We start from the raw sequence: 17624 nt of genomic DNA, 5'->3' as shown, positions 1-17624 counted from the left end.
CGCTTGACACACCCCCCCGCCCGTGATTCCACTATAAAAGCAACCGACGCCCGGGGCCCGTCCCCGGGCGTCGTCATCTTCACCTTTTTTGTTGGGCCGCCCCCCGGCGTGCCCCGGATCCCGCCGCCATGGCCAAGCACCTCCTCATCGTCGAATCGCCCGCCAAGGCCAAGACGATCAACAAATATCTGGGCAAGGATTTCCACGTCCTCGCCTCCTATGGCCACGTGCGCGACCTGATTCCCAAAGAGGGCGCCGTGGACCCGTCGCAGAACTTCGCGATGCGCTACGACCTGATCGAGAAGAACGAAAAGCACGTCGAGGCGATCGCCAAGGCCGCCAAGGGCGCCGACGACATCTATCTGGCGACCGACCCGGACCGCGAGGGCGAGGCGATCAGCTGGCACATCGCGGAAATCCTGAAAGAGCGCGGCCTGCTGGAGAACAAGACCCTGCAGCGCGTGGTGTTCACCGAGATCACGCCGCGCGCGATCAAGGAAGCGATGCTCAAGCCGCGCGCGATCGCCGGCGATCTGGTCGATGCCCAGCAGGCGCGCCGCGCGCTGGACTACCTCGTCGGTTTCAACCTGTCGCCGGTGCTGTGGCGCAAGGTGCAGCGCGGGCTGTCGGCCGGCCGCGTGCAGTCGCCGGCGCTGCGCATGATCGTCGAGCGCGAGGAAGAGATCGAAGCCTTCAACGCGCGCGAGTACTGGTCGATCGACGCCGCGTGCGCGCACCAGGTGCAGCCGTTCACCGCGCGCCTGACCAAGCTCGACGGACAGAAGTTCGAACAGTTCACCGTTACCGACGGCGACACCGCCGAATCGGCGCGTGCGCGCATCCAGGCCGCCGCGCAGGGCGCGCTGCACGTCACCGACGTCGGCGCGAAAGAGCGCAAGCGCCGTCCGGCCGCGCCGTTCACCACCTCGACGCTGCAGCAGGAAGGCGCGCGCAAGCTCGGCTTCACCACCCGCAAGACCATGCAGGTCGCGCAGAAGCTGTACGAGGGCGTCGCGCTCGGCGACGAAGGCACGGTCGGCCTGATCAGCTACATGCGTACCGACTCGGTGAGCCTGTCGCAGGACGCACTCGGCGAGATCCGCGACGTCATTGCCCGCGATTACGGCACCAGCTCGCTGCCCGACCAGCCGAACGTCTACCAGACGAAGTCCAAGAACGCGCAGGAAGCGCATGAGGCCGTGCGCCCGACGTCCGCGCTGCGCACGCCGACGCAGGTCGCGCGCTTCCTCAGCGACGACGAGCGCCGCCTCTACGAGCTGATCTGGAAGCGCACCGTCGCCTCGCAGATGATCCCGGCCACGCTCAACACCGTGTCGGTCGATCTGGCCGCCGGCAGCGAGCACAGCTTCCGCGCCAGCGGCACCACCGTCGTGGTCCCGGGCTTCCTCGCCGTGTACGAGGAAGGCAAGGACACCAAGGGCAAGGAAGACGAGGACGAAGGCCGCAAGCTGCCGGCGATGAAGCCGGGCGACCGCGTGCCGCTGGACAAGATCATCGCCGAACAGCACTTCACCCAGCCGCCGCCGCGCTTCACCGAAGCGGCGCTGGTCAAGGCGCTCGAGGAATACGGCATCGGCCGTCCGTCGACCTACGCCTCGATCATCCAGACGCTGCAGTTCCGCAAGTACGTCGAGATGGAGGGCCGCAGCTTCCGTCCGAGCGACGTCGGCCGCGCGGTGTCGAAGTTCCTGTCCAGCCACTTCACCCGGTACGTGGACTACGACTTCACCGCCAAGCTCGAAGACGAACTCGATGCGGTCAGCCGCGGCGAGGAAGACTGGATCCCGCTGATGGAGAAGTTCTGGGGTCCGTTCAAGGAACTCGTCGACGACAAGTCGGAATCCGTCGACCGCAACGAAGCCACCGGCGCGCGCGAGCTCGGCACCGACCCCAAGACCGGCAAGCCGGTCAGCGTACGTCTGGGCCGGTTCGGACCGTACGCGGCGATCGGCAGCACCGCCGAGGACGCCGAGGACAAGCCCAAGTTCGCCTCGCTGCGTCCCGGCCAGTCCATGCACACGATCTCGCTCGAGGACGCGCTGGAGCTGTTCCTGCTGCCGCGCATCCTCGGTGAGGACAAGGACGAACAGGTCAGCGTGGGCATCGGCCGCTTCGGCGCGTTCGCCAAGCGCGGCAGCGTCTACGCGTCGCTGAAGAAGGAAGACGATCCGTACAAGGTCGACCTGGCGCGCGCGGTGTTCCTGATCGAAGAGAAGGAAGAGATCGCGCGCAACCGGATCATCAAGGAGTTCCCGGACAGCGACATCCAGGTGCTCAACGGCCGCTTCGGCCCCTACATCAGCGACGGCAAGCTCAACGGCAAGATCCCGAAGGATCGCGAGCCGGCGTCGCTGACGTTCGAGGAAGTGACGAAGCTGCTCGAAGAAACCGGCAAGCCGGTGCGCAAGGGTTTCGGCAAGAAGGCGCCGGCCAAGAAGGTCGCCGCGAAGAAGGTCGCGGCGAAGAAGGAACCGGCTGCGAAGAAGGCCGCGACCAAGAAGGCGCCTGCGAAGAAGGCCGCCAAGAAGACCGCGAAAAAGGCGACGAAGAAGACCACGAAGTCGATCGCGCCTGCGGTCGAGCCGGCGAAGTCGCTGCTGACCGCGTCCAAGGTCGCGCCGGGCAAGAAGCGCGTGATCAAGGCCGGCGGCGACAAGCCGGTCACGGACGACGCGCCGTTCTGACCCGCCGCGCATGACCGCGCCCGTGCTCGACATTCCCGCCGCCGCCGCGTTGCTCGCGCGCGGCGGCGTGGTGGCCTACCCCACCGAAGGCGTCTGGGGTCTGGGCTGCGATCCCTTCGATCGCGACGCGGTGATGCGGCTGCTCGACATCAAGCAGCGTCCGGTCGACAAGGGCGTGATCCTGATCGCTGGCGCGCGCGCGCAACTCGATGCGATCGTCGACTGGACACGGCTGTCCGATGACGCGCGCGCGCGTGTGACCGACAGCTGGCCCGGCCCGAACACCTGGGTCGTGCCCGCCCGCGCCGACGTGCCCGCGTGGATCACCGGCGCGCACGCGAGCGTCGCGGTCCGCGTCAGTGCCCATGCCGATGTCGTCGCGCTGTGCGCGGGGTTCGGCGGTGCGCTCGTCTCCACCAGCGCGAACCTGACCGGCGAACCCGCGGTCGCGGATCGCGATGCGCTCGACGGGCGACTGCTCGCGCGCATCGACGGTCTGCTCGATGGCCGGACCGGCGGACGCAGCGGCCCGTCGACGATCCGCGATGCATTGACCGGCGACGTGTTCCGGGCCTGAATCCGCCTCGCAGCGGCGCGTTCGTGAACGTTGCGCTGCGGTTGCATTCGCAACTGAAATCCCGCGAAAAACCGGGTTGCCGCACTGCACAAACTATGCTCTAGTCGTGACCCGGTGTGGACGCGTTGTCGCGATGCAAGGACCTTGGCGCTCCGATCCCCGCGCCGGCCATGCACCTCTCCACGGACTGCGATGACGACGATGCGGGAACTCCCGGATCGGGGTCTTTACGACCCCGCTGACGAACGCGATGCCTGCGGTTTCGGCCTGATTTCGACGATCGGCGGCGACGCCTCGCGCGAGATCGTGGACGGTGCGCTGCAGGCGCTGTCGCGCATGGCCCATCGAGGCGGCATCGCCGCCGATGGCCTCTCGGGTGATGGCTGCGGCGTGCTGCTCTACGCCGCCGACGCGTTCGTCGACACGCTCGCGGCCGAAGCCGGCTTCGCGTTCGACGGCGCACGCCGTGCGTCCGGCATGGTGTTCCTGCCGGACGAAGCCGACGCCGCAGCGCAGTGCCGCGAGACGCTCACGCAGCTGCTGCGTGATGTCGACGTGCGCGTCGCCGGCTGGCGCGAGGTGCCGCTCGACGATGCGGCGCTGGGCGCACTCGCGCGCACTTCGAAGCCGCGCATCGAGCAGGTGTTCGTGATCGCCGACGGCGACGACGCGCAGGCCTTCGAACGTGCGCTCTACCTCGCCCGCCGTCGTGCCGAACAGGCGCTGCGCGCGCACGAGGATTTCTACGTGGTCGGCCTCACCCCCGGCCTGCTCGGCTACAAGGGCATGGTGCTGCCGAGCCATCTGACCCAGCTGTTCCCGGATCTCGCGCGCGAAGATCTCGCGGCCAAGACCGTCGTATTCCATCAGCGATTTTCGACCAACACGCTGCCGCGCTGGCCGCTGGCGCATCCGTTCCGGCGCCTGGCGCACAACGGCGAGATCAACAGCATCGAAGGCAACCGGCGCTGGGCGCAGGCGCGACGCGGTGTGTGGGCGTCGCCGCAGCTCGACATCGGCGAGTTCGAAGAAACCGTGACCATGCACGGCTCGGATTCGCAGACGCTCGACAACATGCTCGAGTGGATGCTGCTCGGCGGCATGGATCTGCTGCAGGCGATGCGCATCCTGATGCCGCCGGCCACGCAGTCGCTGGAGTACAAGGACGCCGATCTCGCCGCGTTCTACGAGTACTACGCGATCAATTCCGAGCCGTGGGACGGTCCGGCCGGCGTGGTGATGTGCGACGGCCGCCATGCCGCGTGCACGCTCGACCGCAACGGCCTGCGCCCCGCGCGCTGGACGCTGTCGCAGGACGGCATCTTCGTCATCGCGTCGGAGGCCGGCGTCTGGGACGTCGCGCCCGAGCGCGTCAAGGCCAAGGGCAAGCTGGGCCCGGGCGAGATGATCGCGATCGATCTCACCACCGGCACCCTGCTCGACAACGACGCGATCGACGAGGTCAATCGCGCGCGCGCGCCGTACAAGCAGTGGCTCAAGCGCGGCATGAGCTATCTGCACACCGAACTGATCGATCCCGCGCTCGCCGCGGAACCGTTCGCGCCCGACACCCTGCTCGCGTTCCAGAAGCTGTTCCAGCTCACGCGCGAGGAACAGGAATCGGTGCTGCGGCCTTTGGCCGAGACCGAGCAGGAAGGCATCGGCTCGATGGGCGACGACGTGCCGATGGCCGCGATCAGCCAGCGCGTGCGCCCGCTCTACGACTGTTTCCGCCAGGCGTTCGCGCAGGTCACCAATCCGCCGATCGATCCGCTGCGCGAAGGCGCGGTCATGACGCTGTCCACGCAGATCGGCCGCGAAGGCAACATCTTTCTCGACCGCGCCGAGAACGTGCACCACGTGCTGCTGAACTCGCCGGTGCTGTCGCAGCGCAAGTTGCGCCAGCTGCTGGCGCTGCCGCGGTTCGCCGAATCGAACCTGCTGCTGGATATGTACTTCGACGCCGATACCGAAACGCTCGAAGGCGCATTGCATCGCCTGTGCGCCGAGGCCGAAGCCGCGACGCGCGCGGGTGTCGAGATCCTGTTGCTCAGCGACCGCTACCCCAAGCGCGGCACCGTGCCCGTGCACGCGCTGCTGGCGACCGGTGCGATCCATCTGCATCTGGTGCGCGCGGGCCTGCGCTGCGACGTCAATCTGGTCATCGAAACCGGCACCGCGCGCGACCCGCACCACTTCGCCTGCCTGATCGGGTTCGGCGCGACAGCGGTCTATCCCTATCTCGCGTTCCAGACCCTGCATGCGCTCGGTCGCCGTGGCGTGCTGGCGACCAAGGTCGGCAACGAACATCTGCAGCTCGGCCGCAGCTACCGCCGCGGCATCCGCAAGGGCCTGCTGAAGATCATGTCCAAGATGGGCATCGGCAGCATCGCCAGCTATCGCGGCGCGCAGCTGTTCGAGATCGTCGGCCTGGCGCCGGAAGTCGTCGACCTCTGCTTCGAAGCGACCCCGTCGCGCATCGGCGGCGCCGGCTTCGCGCGCCTGGAAGCCGACGCGCGCCATCTCGCCGAACAGGGCTGGGACGATGCCGCGCTGCCCGAGCCGGGCGGCCTGCTGCATTACGTGCACGGCGGCGAGTACCACCAGTTCAATCCGGACGTGGTGACCTCGCTGCAGCGCGCGGTGCTGACCGGCGAACGCGACGACTGGAAGCGCTATTCGGATTTCGTCGACACGCGACCGCCTGCCGCACTGCGCGATCTGCTGCGCCCGAAGGCCGCGACGCCGATCTCCATCGACGACGTGGAACCGGTGGCGTCGATCGTGCGCCGCTTCGATTCGGCGGCGATGAGTCTCGGCGCGTTGTCGCCCGAGGCGCACGAAGCGCTGGCGATCGCGATGAACCGTCTCGGCGGCCGCAGCAATTCCGGCGAAGGGGGCGAGGATCCCGAGCGCTATGGATCTGAGCGCCGCAGCAAGATCAAGCAGATCGCGTCGGGGCGTTTCGGCGTCACGCCGGAATACCTGATCAATGCCGAGGTCCTGCAGATCAAGGTCGCACAGGGCGCCAAGCCCGGCGAAGGCGGCCAGCTGCCCGGGAGCAAGGTCAATCCGCTGATCGCGCGCCTGCGCTACGCCAAGCCCGGCATCGGCCTGATCTCGCCGCCGCCGCATCACGACATCTACTCGATCGAGGATCTCGCGCAGCTGATCTTCGATCTGCGCCAGGTCAATCCCGACGCGCTGATCTCGGTGAAGCTGGTCAGCCACGCGGGGGTCGGCACGATCGCCGCCGGCGTGGTCAAGGCCGGCGCGGATCTGATCACGATTTCCGGCCATGACGGCGGCACCGGTGCGAGCCCGCTCGGCTCGATCCGCTACGCCGGTGCGCCGTGGGAACTCGGCCTGTCGGAAGCGCGCCAAGCGCTGCAGTTCAACGACATGCGCGGCCAGGTGTTGCTGCAGACCGACGGCGGCCTGAAGACCGGTCTCGACGTCATCAAGGCCGCGATGCTGGGCGCCGACACGTTCGGCTTCGGCACCGCGCCGATGATCGCGCTGGGCTGCAAGTACCTGCGCATCTGCCATCTCAACAATTGCGCGACCGGCGTGGCCACGCAGGACGAGCGCCTGCGCGCGAACCACTACAAGGGTCTGCCCGAGCGCGTGGAGACGTTCTTCCGCAACGTCGCCGAGGACGTGCGCGAGCATCTGGCTGCGCTCGGCATGCGCTCGCTCGACGAGATCGTCGGCCGCACCGATCTGCTCGAACAGCACCTGCGCCACACCCGCGACGCGGTCGACATCGACCTGTCGATGCTGCTGCGCCGCGATCCGGACAAGCCGCTGTCGTACTGCGGCACACCGGCGCTGCAGTCACCGCCCGACGGTCTGGCCGCCGCGCTCGATGCGCGCGTGTCGAAGGCGATCGAACGCGGTGACGGCGGCGAGTTCGACTTCGAGATCCGCAACACCGACCGCAGCATCGGCACGCGTCTGTCGGGCCTGATCGCGCGTCATCACGGCAACACCGCCATGGGCGATCGCCCGGTCACGCTGCGCCTGCGCGGCACCGCCGGGCAGAGCCTCGGCGCGTTCAACGCCGGGGGCCTGCACATCGATCTCGAAGGCGAAGCCAACGACTACGTCGGCAAGGGCATGGCCGGCGGCCGCATCGTGCTGCGCCCACCCGCGGGCAGCGTGTTCGAATCGCGCAATACGCCGATCCTCGGCAACACCTGCCTGTACGGCGCGACCGGCGGCGAAGTCTATGCCGCGGGTCGCGCGGGCGAACGCTTCGGCGTGCGCAACTCGGGCGCGGTCGCGGTCATCGAAGGCGCGGGCGATCACTGCTGCGAATACATGACCGGCGGCGCGGTCGCGGTGCTCGGCCGCATCGGCCTGAACTTCGGTGCCGGCTTCACCGGCGGCATCGCCTACGTGCTCGATCTCGATCGCGATTTCGTCGACCGCTACAACCACGAACTGATCGACATCCTGCGCGTCACGCCCGAGGCCTTCGACAATTACCGCTCGCACCTGCGCGATCTGATCGAGACCCACGCCCGCCTGACCGGCAGCGCGTGGAGCGGACGCATCCTCGACGAGTTCCGCGATTTCGTCGGCAAGTTCTGGCTGGTCAAGCCGAAGGCCGCGAGTCTCGAAGCACTCGCGGAAGATCTGAGGAGGGCTGCCTGATGAAGCGCGACGTGTTCCGGTTCCTCAATGAACCGCGCGAGATGCCCGACAAGGTACCGCTCCCCCTGCGCACCGATGGCGACTGGAACGAGCTCTACGGCAGTTTCGAAGACCGCGAGGCCGCCCATCAGGCGGACCGCTGCCTCGACTGCGGCAACCCGTACTGCGAAGCCAAGTGTCCGGTGCACAACTACATTCCGAACTGGCTGAAGCTGGTGCAGGAAGGCCGCGTGCTCGAAGCCGCGGCGCTGTGCCACGAAACCAATCCGCTGCCCGAGATGTGCGGCCGCGTGTGCCCGCAGGACCGCCTGTGCGAAGGCGCGTGCACACTCGACGACGGCTTCGGTGCGGTGACCATCGGCGCGGTCGAGAAATACATCGTCGACACCGCGTTCGCGCAGGGCTGGCGGCCGGATCTGTCGAAGGTCTTGCCGACCGGCCAGCGCGTGGCGGTGATCGGCGCCGGGCCTGCGGGCCTGTCGTGCGCGGACCGGCTGGCGCGTGCCGGCATCGCGGCGGTCGTCTATGACCGCTACGAGCAGATCGGCGGTCTGCTGCAGTTCGGCATCCCGAGTTTCAAGCTCGACAAGTCGGTGATCGCGACGCGCCGCACGGTGCTCGAAGGCATGGGCGTGGAGTTCCGCCTCGGCGTCGAGATCGGCAAGGACGTCGCGATCGACAGCCTGCTCGAAGAATTCGATGCGGTGTTCGTCGGCACCGGCGCCTACCGCTACACCGATGGTGGCCTGCCCGGCCAGGATCTGCCCGGCGTGCTGCCGGCCCTGCCCTTCCTCGTGCACAACGGCCGCATCGTCACCGGCGGCGATACCTGGGGCCGCCCGGTCGCCGGCTGGGAAACCTCGCTGACGCTGCCGAACCTCGAAGGCAAGCGCGTCGTCGTGCTCGGCGGCGGCGATACCGGCATGGACTGCGTGCGGTCCGCGGTGCGCCTGGGCGCGGCCAGCGTGACCTGCGCGTACCGGCGCGACGAAGCCAACATGCCCGGCTCGGCGCGCGAAGTCGGCAACGCGCGCGAGGAAGGCGTGCGCTTCCTGTTCAACCGCCAGCCGCTGGGCGTCGACGCCAACGACGCCGGTGACGTCGCCGGCGTGCGCGTGGTCGAGACGAAGCTCGGCGAGCCGGATGCGAACGGCCGCCGCGCCGCGGTGCCGATCGACGGCACGGAATCATTGCTCGACGCGGACGTCGTGATCATCGCCTTCGGCTTTTCGCCGGTGGTGCCCGAGTGGCTCACCACGCACGGCGTCGAAGCCAGGGGCAACGGCCGCATCGGCGTGGGCGGTGAGCGTCGCCTGCCCTACCAGACGGCCCATCCGAAGCTGTTCGCCGGTGGCGATGCGGTGCGCGGCGCCGATCTCGTCGTCACCGCCGTGCAGGAAGGCCGCGACGCCGCAGCGAGCATCGCGCGGATGTTGCGCAAGGCCGCGCAGCCCGCCAAGGCGGCGCTCGACGCGATCTGAGGGGTCGCGGCCGCGTCAGGCTCTGGTGACCAAGCCCTCCCCCGCATGCGGGGGAGGGCTTGGGTGGGGGCAAACGGCCTGATCGCGATACACCCAGAAATAGGCGGCTTGGACGGCAAGTCCACGCCCGATGCATTCGAGCCGGCGCGCACGGTTCGCCCCCATCCCAGCCTTCCCCCGCAAGCGGGGGAAGGTGCGGATTCCGCACGCTGGCGATACGCCGTGCACGCGGGATCGGCGCGGACGGGCGCACCTCAAACGACGGAAGCGCGGATCACACCGGCGGCGTCGCCTTGCAGTGCCGGTCGATGAACGCCTGGTGCGGCGGCATCGCATCCACGCAGGCGTTGAGCGTGCGGCCGATGCTGTCGATGAAACGATGCACTTCCGCGTCCGGCACCTTGTCGACCAGCGGATGCCAGCGCTGCGGCACGATGCCCTGCCCGATCATCACCTGCACCCAGCTGATCTCGGCGAACATCTCGCTGGCATTGCGGAAGAACCGGCCGCTGTCGCGGAACAGATCGATGACGCCTTGCAGCTCCGCGGGCACGTCCATCGTCCGGCACTGACGCCAGAACGGCGTGTCGTCGCGACGCGTCGCCTTGTAGTGCAGCACGATGAAATCGCGGATGCGCTCGAACTCGAACGCCAGCTGCGCGTTGTAGCGCTCGGCGAGCACCGGATTGAAGCCGTCCCGCGGCAGCAGTTCGAGCAGCTTCGAGATACCCGACTGGATCAGATGGATGCTGGTCGACTCCAGCGGTTCCAGGAATCCGCTCGACAGTCCGATCGCGACCACGTTGCGGTTCCAGCACTGTTTGCGGCGGCCGGTGACGAACCGCAGCGGACGCGGATCGCCCAGCGCCTCGCCCTCCAGATTCGCCAGTAGCGTGGCCGCGGCCTCGTCGTCGCTGACGTGCGCACTGGAATAGACGTAGCCGTTGCCGGTGCGGTGCTGCAGCGGAATGCGCCACTGCCAGCCGGCCGGACGCGCGGTCGCGCGCGTGAACGGTGCGGGTGGTCCCACGTTCGCGGTCGGCACGGCCAGCGCGCGATCGCAGGGCAGCCAGTGGGTGAAATCGTGGTATCCGGTCTCGAGCGTCTGCTCGATCAGCAGACCGCGGAAACCGGAACAGTCGACGAACAGATCGCCGTCGAGCACGGTGCCGTCCTGCAGCCGCACCGAGGTGACGAAGCCGCTCTCGGGATCCTGCGCCACGTGGTCGATCATGCCCTCGTGCCGGCGCACGCCGCGCTGTTCGGCATAGCTGCGCAGATACCGCGCGTAGAGCCCGGCATCGAAGTGGTAGGCGTAGGCGATGTTGCCGAGCGGCGAACCCGCCGGCACGTCGGTCGCCGACACCATGAAGCGGCCGCGCTGCGCGGCCAGCGTGTTGAGCGTGTAATCGCCGAGCGGCCCCGCGCGTCCGGCATGCCGTGCTTTCAGCCAGTACTGGTGGAACGGCAACAGCCCGAGCGGATGCCCGATCTCGCTGCCGAAGCCGTGGATGTAGCGTTCGCCGACATCGAGCCAGTCGACGAACTCGATGCCGAGCTTGAAGCTGCCCTGCGTGCTGCGCACGAAATCGGCTTCGTCGATGCGCAGCAACTGGTTGAACGCCTTGATGTGCGGCACGGTCGCTTCGCCGACACCGACGGTGCCGATCTGTTCCGACTCGACCAGCGCGATGTCGTAACCGGGCCCGAGCACGCGCGCGAGCGCGGCTGCGGTCATCCAGCCCGCGGTCCCGCCGCCGACGATGACGATGCGTTGCAGACGTTCCATTCCGGTCTCCTGTTGCGATGGCGAAGACACACAGCACGACGGGACCCGCAGGTCCCGTCGTGGTCACGCGAACGCGATGGACTGCGTCAGAACTTCAGGCCGACCTCGAAGGTCACCGTACGCGGCACGTACAGGATATCGCCCGTCGTGTTGATCGTGATGTCCGGATTGAAGCGGCCGTTGCTGCCGAAGCCGTTGTAGGCATAGGACGAGTAGTTCTTGAAGTCGAACGCGTTGAGCAGGTTCACGCGCGTCGACAGCTTGAAGTTGCCAGCCACGGTGAAGTCCTTGCTGGCCTGGAAGTCGACCGTGCGGTAGCCCCAGATGTCGCCACCGAAGATGAACTTGCCCGCGCCCGGCGGCGTCACACCGACCTGCTGGCAGGTCGCGCCATCGGGATCAGTGAAACCGAAGCAGGCGATCGTGTTGATCGGCTCGGGCGTCGCCAGCACGATCTTCGCGCCGAAGGTGATGTCCCACGGGCCGTCGATCGAGCCGGACGCGACGAAACGATGCGCCGACGCCGCGTTCGACTTCACGAACGGGTAGTCGCGGATCGTTGCCTTGTCGAACGCGAACGCCTCGTCGATGTTGCGGTTCTGGCGTGCGCTGGTGTGCGTGTAGGCCAGGTTGAGGCCCCAACCCGATTCCTCGGTGTACGGACGCTCGGCAGACAGCAGGATCTGGCTGCTGCGCTGCTCCAGACCGTTCGAGCCGATGATCGTGTTCTGGTAGCCGGGCACCGGCTCACCCCACGGCACATTGCCGTTCTGGAAGTACGAGCCATCCGGATAGCGGTTGATCAACGACATCGCGAAGCCGTCGTAGCTCAGCACGCGCTGGAAGGTCGCGTCGGTCAGCCACTCGCCGACCTGGTTGCTGATGCCGATGCTGAACTGGTCGCTGTAGGGCGTCTTGATCTCGTTGTCGAACAAGAAGAGCTCCGCGCTGCCGCTGACGCCCGGAATCGTGTTGAGCTGGTCGATGCCGCCCAGATAACGCTGGTCGAACGGCACGCAGACGCGGTCCGCGCGATAACACTGGCCGGTCGCCGGGTCCTCGAAGTACACGGCGACGGGCGACAACGCAGCCTTGCTGGTTTCCAGCGCGAGCTGCTCGAACAGGTTGCGGTCGTACGAACGCGCAGCGCCGCCGTGCAGCACGGCCGTCTCGTCACCCAGGAAGTCGTACGAGAAGCCGAACCGCGGCGCCCACGCATCCTTGAAGTTGTCACGGTTGTTGCCGGTGCTGATGTAGTCGGCGATGTCGATGCCGCTGGGCAGCAGGCGGTTCGCCCACGGCTGCTGGCCCGGCAGGTCCGGATCGTCGCCGTAGAGTGCGTCGACGATGCCCTGCGAGGTCACGAAGTCTGTGTAGGCCGGCGTGTCTTCGTAGTCGTAGCGGATACCCAGGTTGATCAGCAGCTTGTCGGTCACCGCCCAGTCGTCCTGGATGAAGATGCCGTACTGCTTGGACGGCGAGACCACGGTCGCCCGCTGACCGGGTGTGTCGTACGGCGCGACGAAGTCGACGCGGTACGGCGTGGCTGCGACACCTGCGGCATCGACCTCATACGAGAACTGCGGATTGACCGACGCCGCGTCCTGCGAGGTCAGTTCCACGTCCTTGTAGTTGAAGCCCATCTTGACGGTGTGGTCGCCGTGCCAGTCGAAGCTGGTGAAGGTCAGCGCGTTCTGCAGAAACCAGCCCTTCTGGCTCTTGTTCTGCACGCTCAGACCGCCGGCCGGACCGGTGGCGAGGAAGGCGTACTCGTCGACGTCAGTCGAATTGGGGCGCGGCGGCAGGACCTTGTAGACGATGCCGTTGCCCAGGCTGGTCGCGCTGGGATTGTTGGACGAATCTTCGGTGCCGACGACCAGTTCGTTGATCCAGTTGTCGGAGTAGTGCTGCCAGCGCAGGTTGGTGCGCTTGTCGGTGTTGAGCTTCTCGGTGGCCTGCTCGAGATTGTTGATGCCGCCGACGTTCGCGGTCTGGGTTTCGTCGCGATAGAGCGTGCTGAGCTCGATGCGGTCGTTCTCACCGGCCTCGAAGGTCAGCTTGCCGAAGACCAGGTCCTGCTCGAACGGCATGTTGGCCGCGCCGTACTGGCTGGAGAGATTGGCCGGCAGCAGACCGACGAACGGCAGCGCGCTGGGATCCGCCTGGATGCTCTTGGGAACGATGTTCTCCTTGCCCTCATAGGCAACGAAGAAGTGCAGACGGTCCTGCAGGATCGGGCCGCCGAGGGCGAAGCCGTATTCCTTGGTCTGCGAATCGATCTTGCCGCTCGTCGCCTCGTCGGGACGTTCTTCGCGCAGATCCTGATCGGTGAAGCGGTAGAAGACTTCGCCTTCGAACTCGTTGGTGCCCGACTTGGTCGCCGCAGTGATGGCCGCGCCGCTGATCTGGCCGTACTCGGCCTTGTAGTTCGACGTGATGACCTTGTACTCGCCGACGGCGAGCTGCGGGAACGGGTTGCCCTGCGTGTCCGCCTGGCCGGCGATGCCGCCGCTGCGCACGTAGCTCTTCTGGCCCACGCCATCGATGTACAGGTTGCCGGCGCTCGCGTTCGAGGCGCCGCCACGCAGCTTGGTGTTTCCGTTGCCGTCGATCTCGAAGACCATGCCCGGCACGACGTCCGCGAACTCGAGGAAGTTGCGCGTAGCCTGCGGCAGCTGCTGGATCTGGCGCAGGGAAATGGTGTTGCCCACTTCCGAGGTCTTGACCTCGCGCAGCACCGGCGCGGTGACGTTCACCGTTCCGATGTCCGTCACGGCACCCTGGGTCGGCGTCTCCGTGGTGGTGCCCGAGAGGTTCAACGTCGAGGTGGAGGCGACCGTCAGCGTCACCGTCTGCGATGCACCGCCGGCTTCGACCCGGTACGTGCCCGGCGGCAGGCCACCCAGCGTGTAGCTGCCGTTGGCATTGGTCTGCACGCTTCGGGTCGCGCCGGTGGCGATGTTGGTGGCGGACACCGTGGTTCCGGCTTCCGCACCCGCCTGGGAGGACACCTGGCCGCGCAGCGTGGCGCTGCTGGACTGGGCGAGCACGGGCGTCGCGACGACGAGACACCCCAGCAGCGCGCACGCGAGCAGACTGGGCTTGGGGGCACGCGAGGTGCGGTTGGCTTTCATGGCATCCCCTCCGAGGGATTTCCGTTACGTGATTCGAATTGTTGTTGTGGGGTCGGGACAACGGCACAGCGGCACAGCACTTGCGGCACGCCCACGCGCAACCGCGCACCAGTCTTCGCCGGTGCTTCGGAAGCGGGAATGGACCTGTATGTCGACGGGACGGAGCGCGGATGCCGGGTTGCATCCACTTCCTGGCCGGATCGGCGTCCTACCGATCGCGCCTGGTCGCGGTCCATGCTGGGGCACGGGTCGCGGCGGGCGCCGGCGCCTGCGTCAACCGCGCGGCCTCGGGTCAGGAGGGGGCGTGGTGGGGCGGGTCGGCGCGCATCGTAATCCCGCGCCGCGTCGCCGTCTACGAGGACGATCATCGGGGCCGGAAAGGCCGAACCTGCCCGGCGGCCTGCTGCCGCATGGTCCCCGTATCCGACCGCCCCCGCGCTCATTCGAACGTCCGCCCTCGTCAGTGAGGCGGACGCTAACACCCATTGAAAGCGGTTACATCCCGCAATGCAGCACGGCGGAATCCGATGGCGTGCGCACGTCGTGTATGCGTCCCCTGAATTACTGGTCCCCATTCAAGAAGCTGCGGGTTTCCGCAGCGCTTTCAACGTCCCATGATGGGGCCATGTACCCACGACCCCGCTTCCGCAGTTTCCTCGCGACGACGCTGCTGGCGACCCTCGCCAGCGCGGCGGCACCGTCGGTCATGGCGGACACGCCGCCGCAGGTCACCGTCTACCGCTGCACCGACGCGAGTGGCCGCGTCGCCCTGCGCGACTCGCCCTGCGCGGACGGCGCGACGCAGGAAGTGCGCAACATGCTGCGCCCCGTCGACGGCACGCCACTGCCGCCGCGCGCGAGCGGACCCACCGCGGCCGTCGTCGATCCGCCGGCGCCGCAGGTGATCGTGATGCGTCCACCGCAGCCGATGTACCGCTGCGTGCGCCCCGATGGCAGCAGCTACACCAGCGATTCGTCGGAGGGCAATCCACGCTGGGTGCCGCTGTGGACACTGGGCTACGGGCCGGCGCGACGTGGACCGTCGGCGCGTGTCGAGGCCGGCGACGGACGCGGCAGCATCGAAGTCGATTCCAGTGTCGACACACGTCCGCGCGCGCGCGGCGGCTACTACGGCGCGGGTACCTGGATCCGCGACGAATGCCGGCAGATGCCACAGGGCGAAGTCTGCAGCCTGCTGGTCAATCGTCGCGAAGAGATCCGCCGCCGCTTCTTCAACGCGCAGCCGACCGAACGCAGCCAGCTGACGAACGAAGAACAGACCATCAACACCCGTCTGTCGCAGGATTGCGACCGGTGAACCGCAGGGCTGTGGGAGCCGTCGCGCTCGCGTGCGCGCTGGCGAGTGGCGGCAGCGAGGCGGTGACCACGGTGATCTACCGCTGCACCGATCCGGCCGGCGCGGTGACGTTCCAGAACGGCACCGCCTGCCCCGCCGGCCATATGCAGGAACGCCGCGTGGTGGAAATGGCCGCGCCGATGCCCGCCTTCGTGTCGCCGCCCGCGACGCCGGTCGCCGCGCCGCAGGTGCCGCTGATCTCGCGCCTGCCCGCCGCCGAACCGGTGACGCCGCGCGAGGACGACGACGCGCCCGAGCCGCCGCCCGCACTGTTCGCCTGCCGCGTCTTCGACAACAGCACCTATTGGCGCGAGGACGACACCCCGCCCCTGCGCTGCCGGCCGATGCAGACCGTCGGCATCGGCGGACTGCCCGGCATGGCAGCGGGCCAGGCCTGCGAGCAGGTCGCGGATGTCTGCGAGGCGGTCCCGGCCGACGCGCTGTGCAGCACTTGGGAAACCCGCGTGCGCGAAGCGGAGTTCCGCTGGCGCTATGCGCAGGGCCGCGCGCAGGATCCGCTGCGTCTGGAATACGAGCAGCTGTTCACCACCTGGCGCGACAGCACGTGTGGCCGGGGCGCGGGCATCGCGCCCGCAGCCGACTAGAGCCAGCGCGGGACGGACGTCCGATAGCGCTCGTAATCGGCGCCGAAACACGCGCGCAGTCGCGCTTCCTCGAACGGGATGATCGCGTACTGCAGGGCCAGCACGGGCAACGGCAGCAGCAACAGCGCCCAGGGCAGATCCAGCATCAGGGCCAGTCCGATGTAGGCCAGCACCTGGGCCAGGTAGATCGGATTGCGCGTCCACCGGAACGGGCCGCGCACAATCAGTCGCGCCGGCGTATGCGCAGGGATGATCGTGGTCCTGCGCCGCGCGAACAGCGCGAAGGCCCAGACGGCGAGCACCAGGCCGGCGTCGGCCAGCACCGTCCCCAGCAGATGCAGTGCGGCGCGGCTGTCTTCCGGCGCCAGCGGCAGACCGAACGCGTGCTGCAGGCCGGCGCCTGCTGCAAACGCCAGGATGCACTGCACCGGCGACGTGCTGCGCACCAGCAGGGGCGCGCGCGGCGCGACGTCCATCGGCTCAGAAACCATGGCGCAGGAATCCCCCGTCGACTGCGATGCATTCGCCGGTGATGTAGGCCGAGGCCGGCAAGCACAGGAAGGCAACTGCCGCCGCGACTTCTTCCGGTTCGCCGATGCGCCCCATCGGCGTGCGCAGCAGCACGTCGTCGAGATAGTCGGGATCCGACAGCGGACCCGAGGTGCGCCGCGTGCGGATGTACCACGGCGCCACCGCGTTGACGCGGATGCCGTCCTCGGCCCACTCGACCGCGAGGTTGCGGGTCATCTGGTGCAGCGCCGCCTTGCTCATGCCGTAGGGCGCGCCGCTGCGCACGTGGGTGATGCCCGACACGCTGCCGACGTTGACGATCGCCGAGCTGCCGCGACTCGCCAGCAGCGGATGCGCGTAACGCGCGAGTTCGAAGGCGCTGAACACGTTGACCTCGAAGATCTCGCGCCATTCGTCTTCGGCATAGTCGTTCGCCGCGCGGCTGAGGTTGCCGCCGGCGTTGTTGACCAGGATGTCGAGGCCGTCGCCCTGGTCCTCGACCCAGTCGAGGATTTCGCGGCGCTGCTCCTCGTCGACGACGTCGGCGATCATCGCGCGGACGTCGGCCTGCGGAAATTCCTCGAGCAGTTCGTCGCGCGTCGATTCCAGCGCGTCGCCGTTGCGGCCGACGATCAGCACCGTCGCGCCGAAGCCGGTCAGTTCGCGCGCGATCGCGCGGCCGATACCGGCGCTGCCGCCGGTGACGAGGGCCAGTTGTCCATCCAGGCGCCAGCGGTGCGGATCCATCGACATTCCCCCAATCTGCGTCGGCGTTAGGATAGCGCCGAGCCCGCCCGTCGGAGTGCC

Annotated in this window: 10 protein-coding genes; 6 read left to right on the top strand and 4 right to left on the bottom strand. The window is 68.0% G+C overall.

Translation table 11 applies throughout. The annotated features are described in order from the left end of the window. Positions 1-128: 128 nt before the first annotated feature. The 4 genes from V3391_RS10300 to V3391_RS10285 all read left to right on the top strand — a co-directional run bounded on the left by V3391_RS10300 (position 129) and on the right by V3391_RS10285 (position 9422). On the top strand, positions 129-2705 hold the full coding sequence (locus V3391_RS10300) for a DNA topoisomerase I (RefSeq protein ID WP_332078316.1): 2577 nt from the start codon (positions 129-131) through the stop codon (positions 2703-2705). A gap of 10 nt (positions 2706-2715) precedes the next feature. Then, positions 2716-3282, top strand: a complete 567-nt coding sequence (gene tsaC, locus V3391_RS10295; protein ID WP_332078315.1) for an L-threonylcarbamoyladenylate synthase type 1 TsaC — start codon at positions 2716-2718, stop codon at positions 3280-3282. A gap of 192 nt (positions 3283-3474) precedes the next feature. Then, on the top strand, positions 3475-7941 hold the full coding sequence (gene gltB, locus V3391_RS10290) for a glutamate synthase large subunit (RefSeq protein ID WP_332078314.1): 4467 nt from the start codon (positions 3475-3477) through the stop codon (positions 7939-7941). After that, on the top strand, positions 7941-9422 hold the full coding sequence (locus tag V3391_RS10285) for an FAD-dependent oxidoreductase (protein ID WP_425497237.1): 1482 nt from the start codon (positions 7941-7943) through the stop codon (positions 9420-9422). The genes gltB and V3391_RS10285 overlap by 1 nt, the downstream gene beginning before the upstream one ends. Positions 9423-9696: 274 nt before the next feature. On the opposite strand, the gene V3391_RS10280 is transcribed toward V3391_RS10285, so the two are convergent. Both V3391_RS10280 and V3391_RS10275 read right to left on the bottom strand, forming a co-directional pair. Next, entirely contained in the window at positions 9697-11211 is a 1515-nt protein-coding gene (locus V3391_RS10280) for a tryptophan halogenase family protein (RefSeq protein ID WP_332078313.1), read from the bottom strand. A gap of 86 nt (positions 11212-11297) precedes the next feature. Continuing rightward, positions 11298-14345: a TonB-dependent receptor gene (locus tag V3391_RS10275; RefSeq protein WP_332078312.1), complete on the bottom strand. Its 3048-nt coding sequence runs from the start codon at positions 14343-14345 to the stop codon at positions 11298-11300. 625 nt (positions 14346-14970) lie between these two features. On the opposite strand from V3391_RS10275, the gene V3391_RS10270 reads away from it, so the two are divergent. Together V3391_RS10270 and V3391_RS10265 are read left to right on the top strand one after the other, a co-directional pair. Next, on the top strand, positions 14971-15663 hold the full coding sequence (locus tag V3391_RS10270; protein ID WP_332078311.1) for a DUF4124 domain-containing protein: 693 nt from the start codon (positions 14971-14973) through the stop codon (positions 15661-15663). After that, a complete protein-coding gene (locus tag V3391_RS10265) occupies positions 15660-16307 on the top strand; it encodes a hypothetical protein (RefSeq protein ID WP_332078310.1) in 648 nt (215 codons plus the stop codon). Before V3391_RS10270 ends, V3391_RS10265 begins: the two co-directional genes overlap by 4 nt. On the opposite strand, the gene V3391_RS10260 is transcribed toward V3391_RS10265, so the two are convergent. Both V3391_RS10260 and V3391_RS10255 read right to left on the bottom strand, forming a co-directional pair. After that, positions 16304-16798, bottom strand: a complete 495-nt coding sequence (locus V3391_RS10260; protein ID WP_332078309.1) for a methyltransferase family protein — start codon at positions 16796-16798, stop codon at positions 16304-16306. The genes V3391_RS10265 and V3391_RS10260 overlap by 4 nt on opposite strands. Then, the gene (locus V3391_RS10255) at positions 16788-17564 is read right to left on the bottom strand and encodes an SDR family oxidoreductase (protein WP_159677844.1); all 777 of its coding nucleotides are present in this window, start codon (positions 17562-17564) and stop codon (positions 16788-16790) included. The genes V3391_RS10260 and V3391_RS10255 overlap by 11 nt, the downstream gene beginning before the upstream one ends. Between the last annotated feature and the right edge of the window lie 60 nt (positions 17565-17624).

Source organism: Luteimonas flava (genome assembly GCF_036584485.1).
In the GTDB taxonomy this organism is placed as follows: domain Bacteria; phylum Pseudomonadota; class Gammaproteobacteria; order Xanthomonadales; family Xanthomonadaceae; genus Luteimonas; species Luteimonas flava.
The sequence above is the reverse complement of the archived record's forward strand: the minus strand, read 5'-3'. Positions and strand labels throughout refer to the sequence as shown.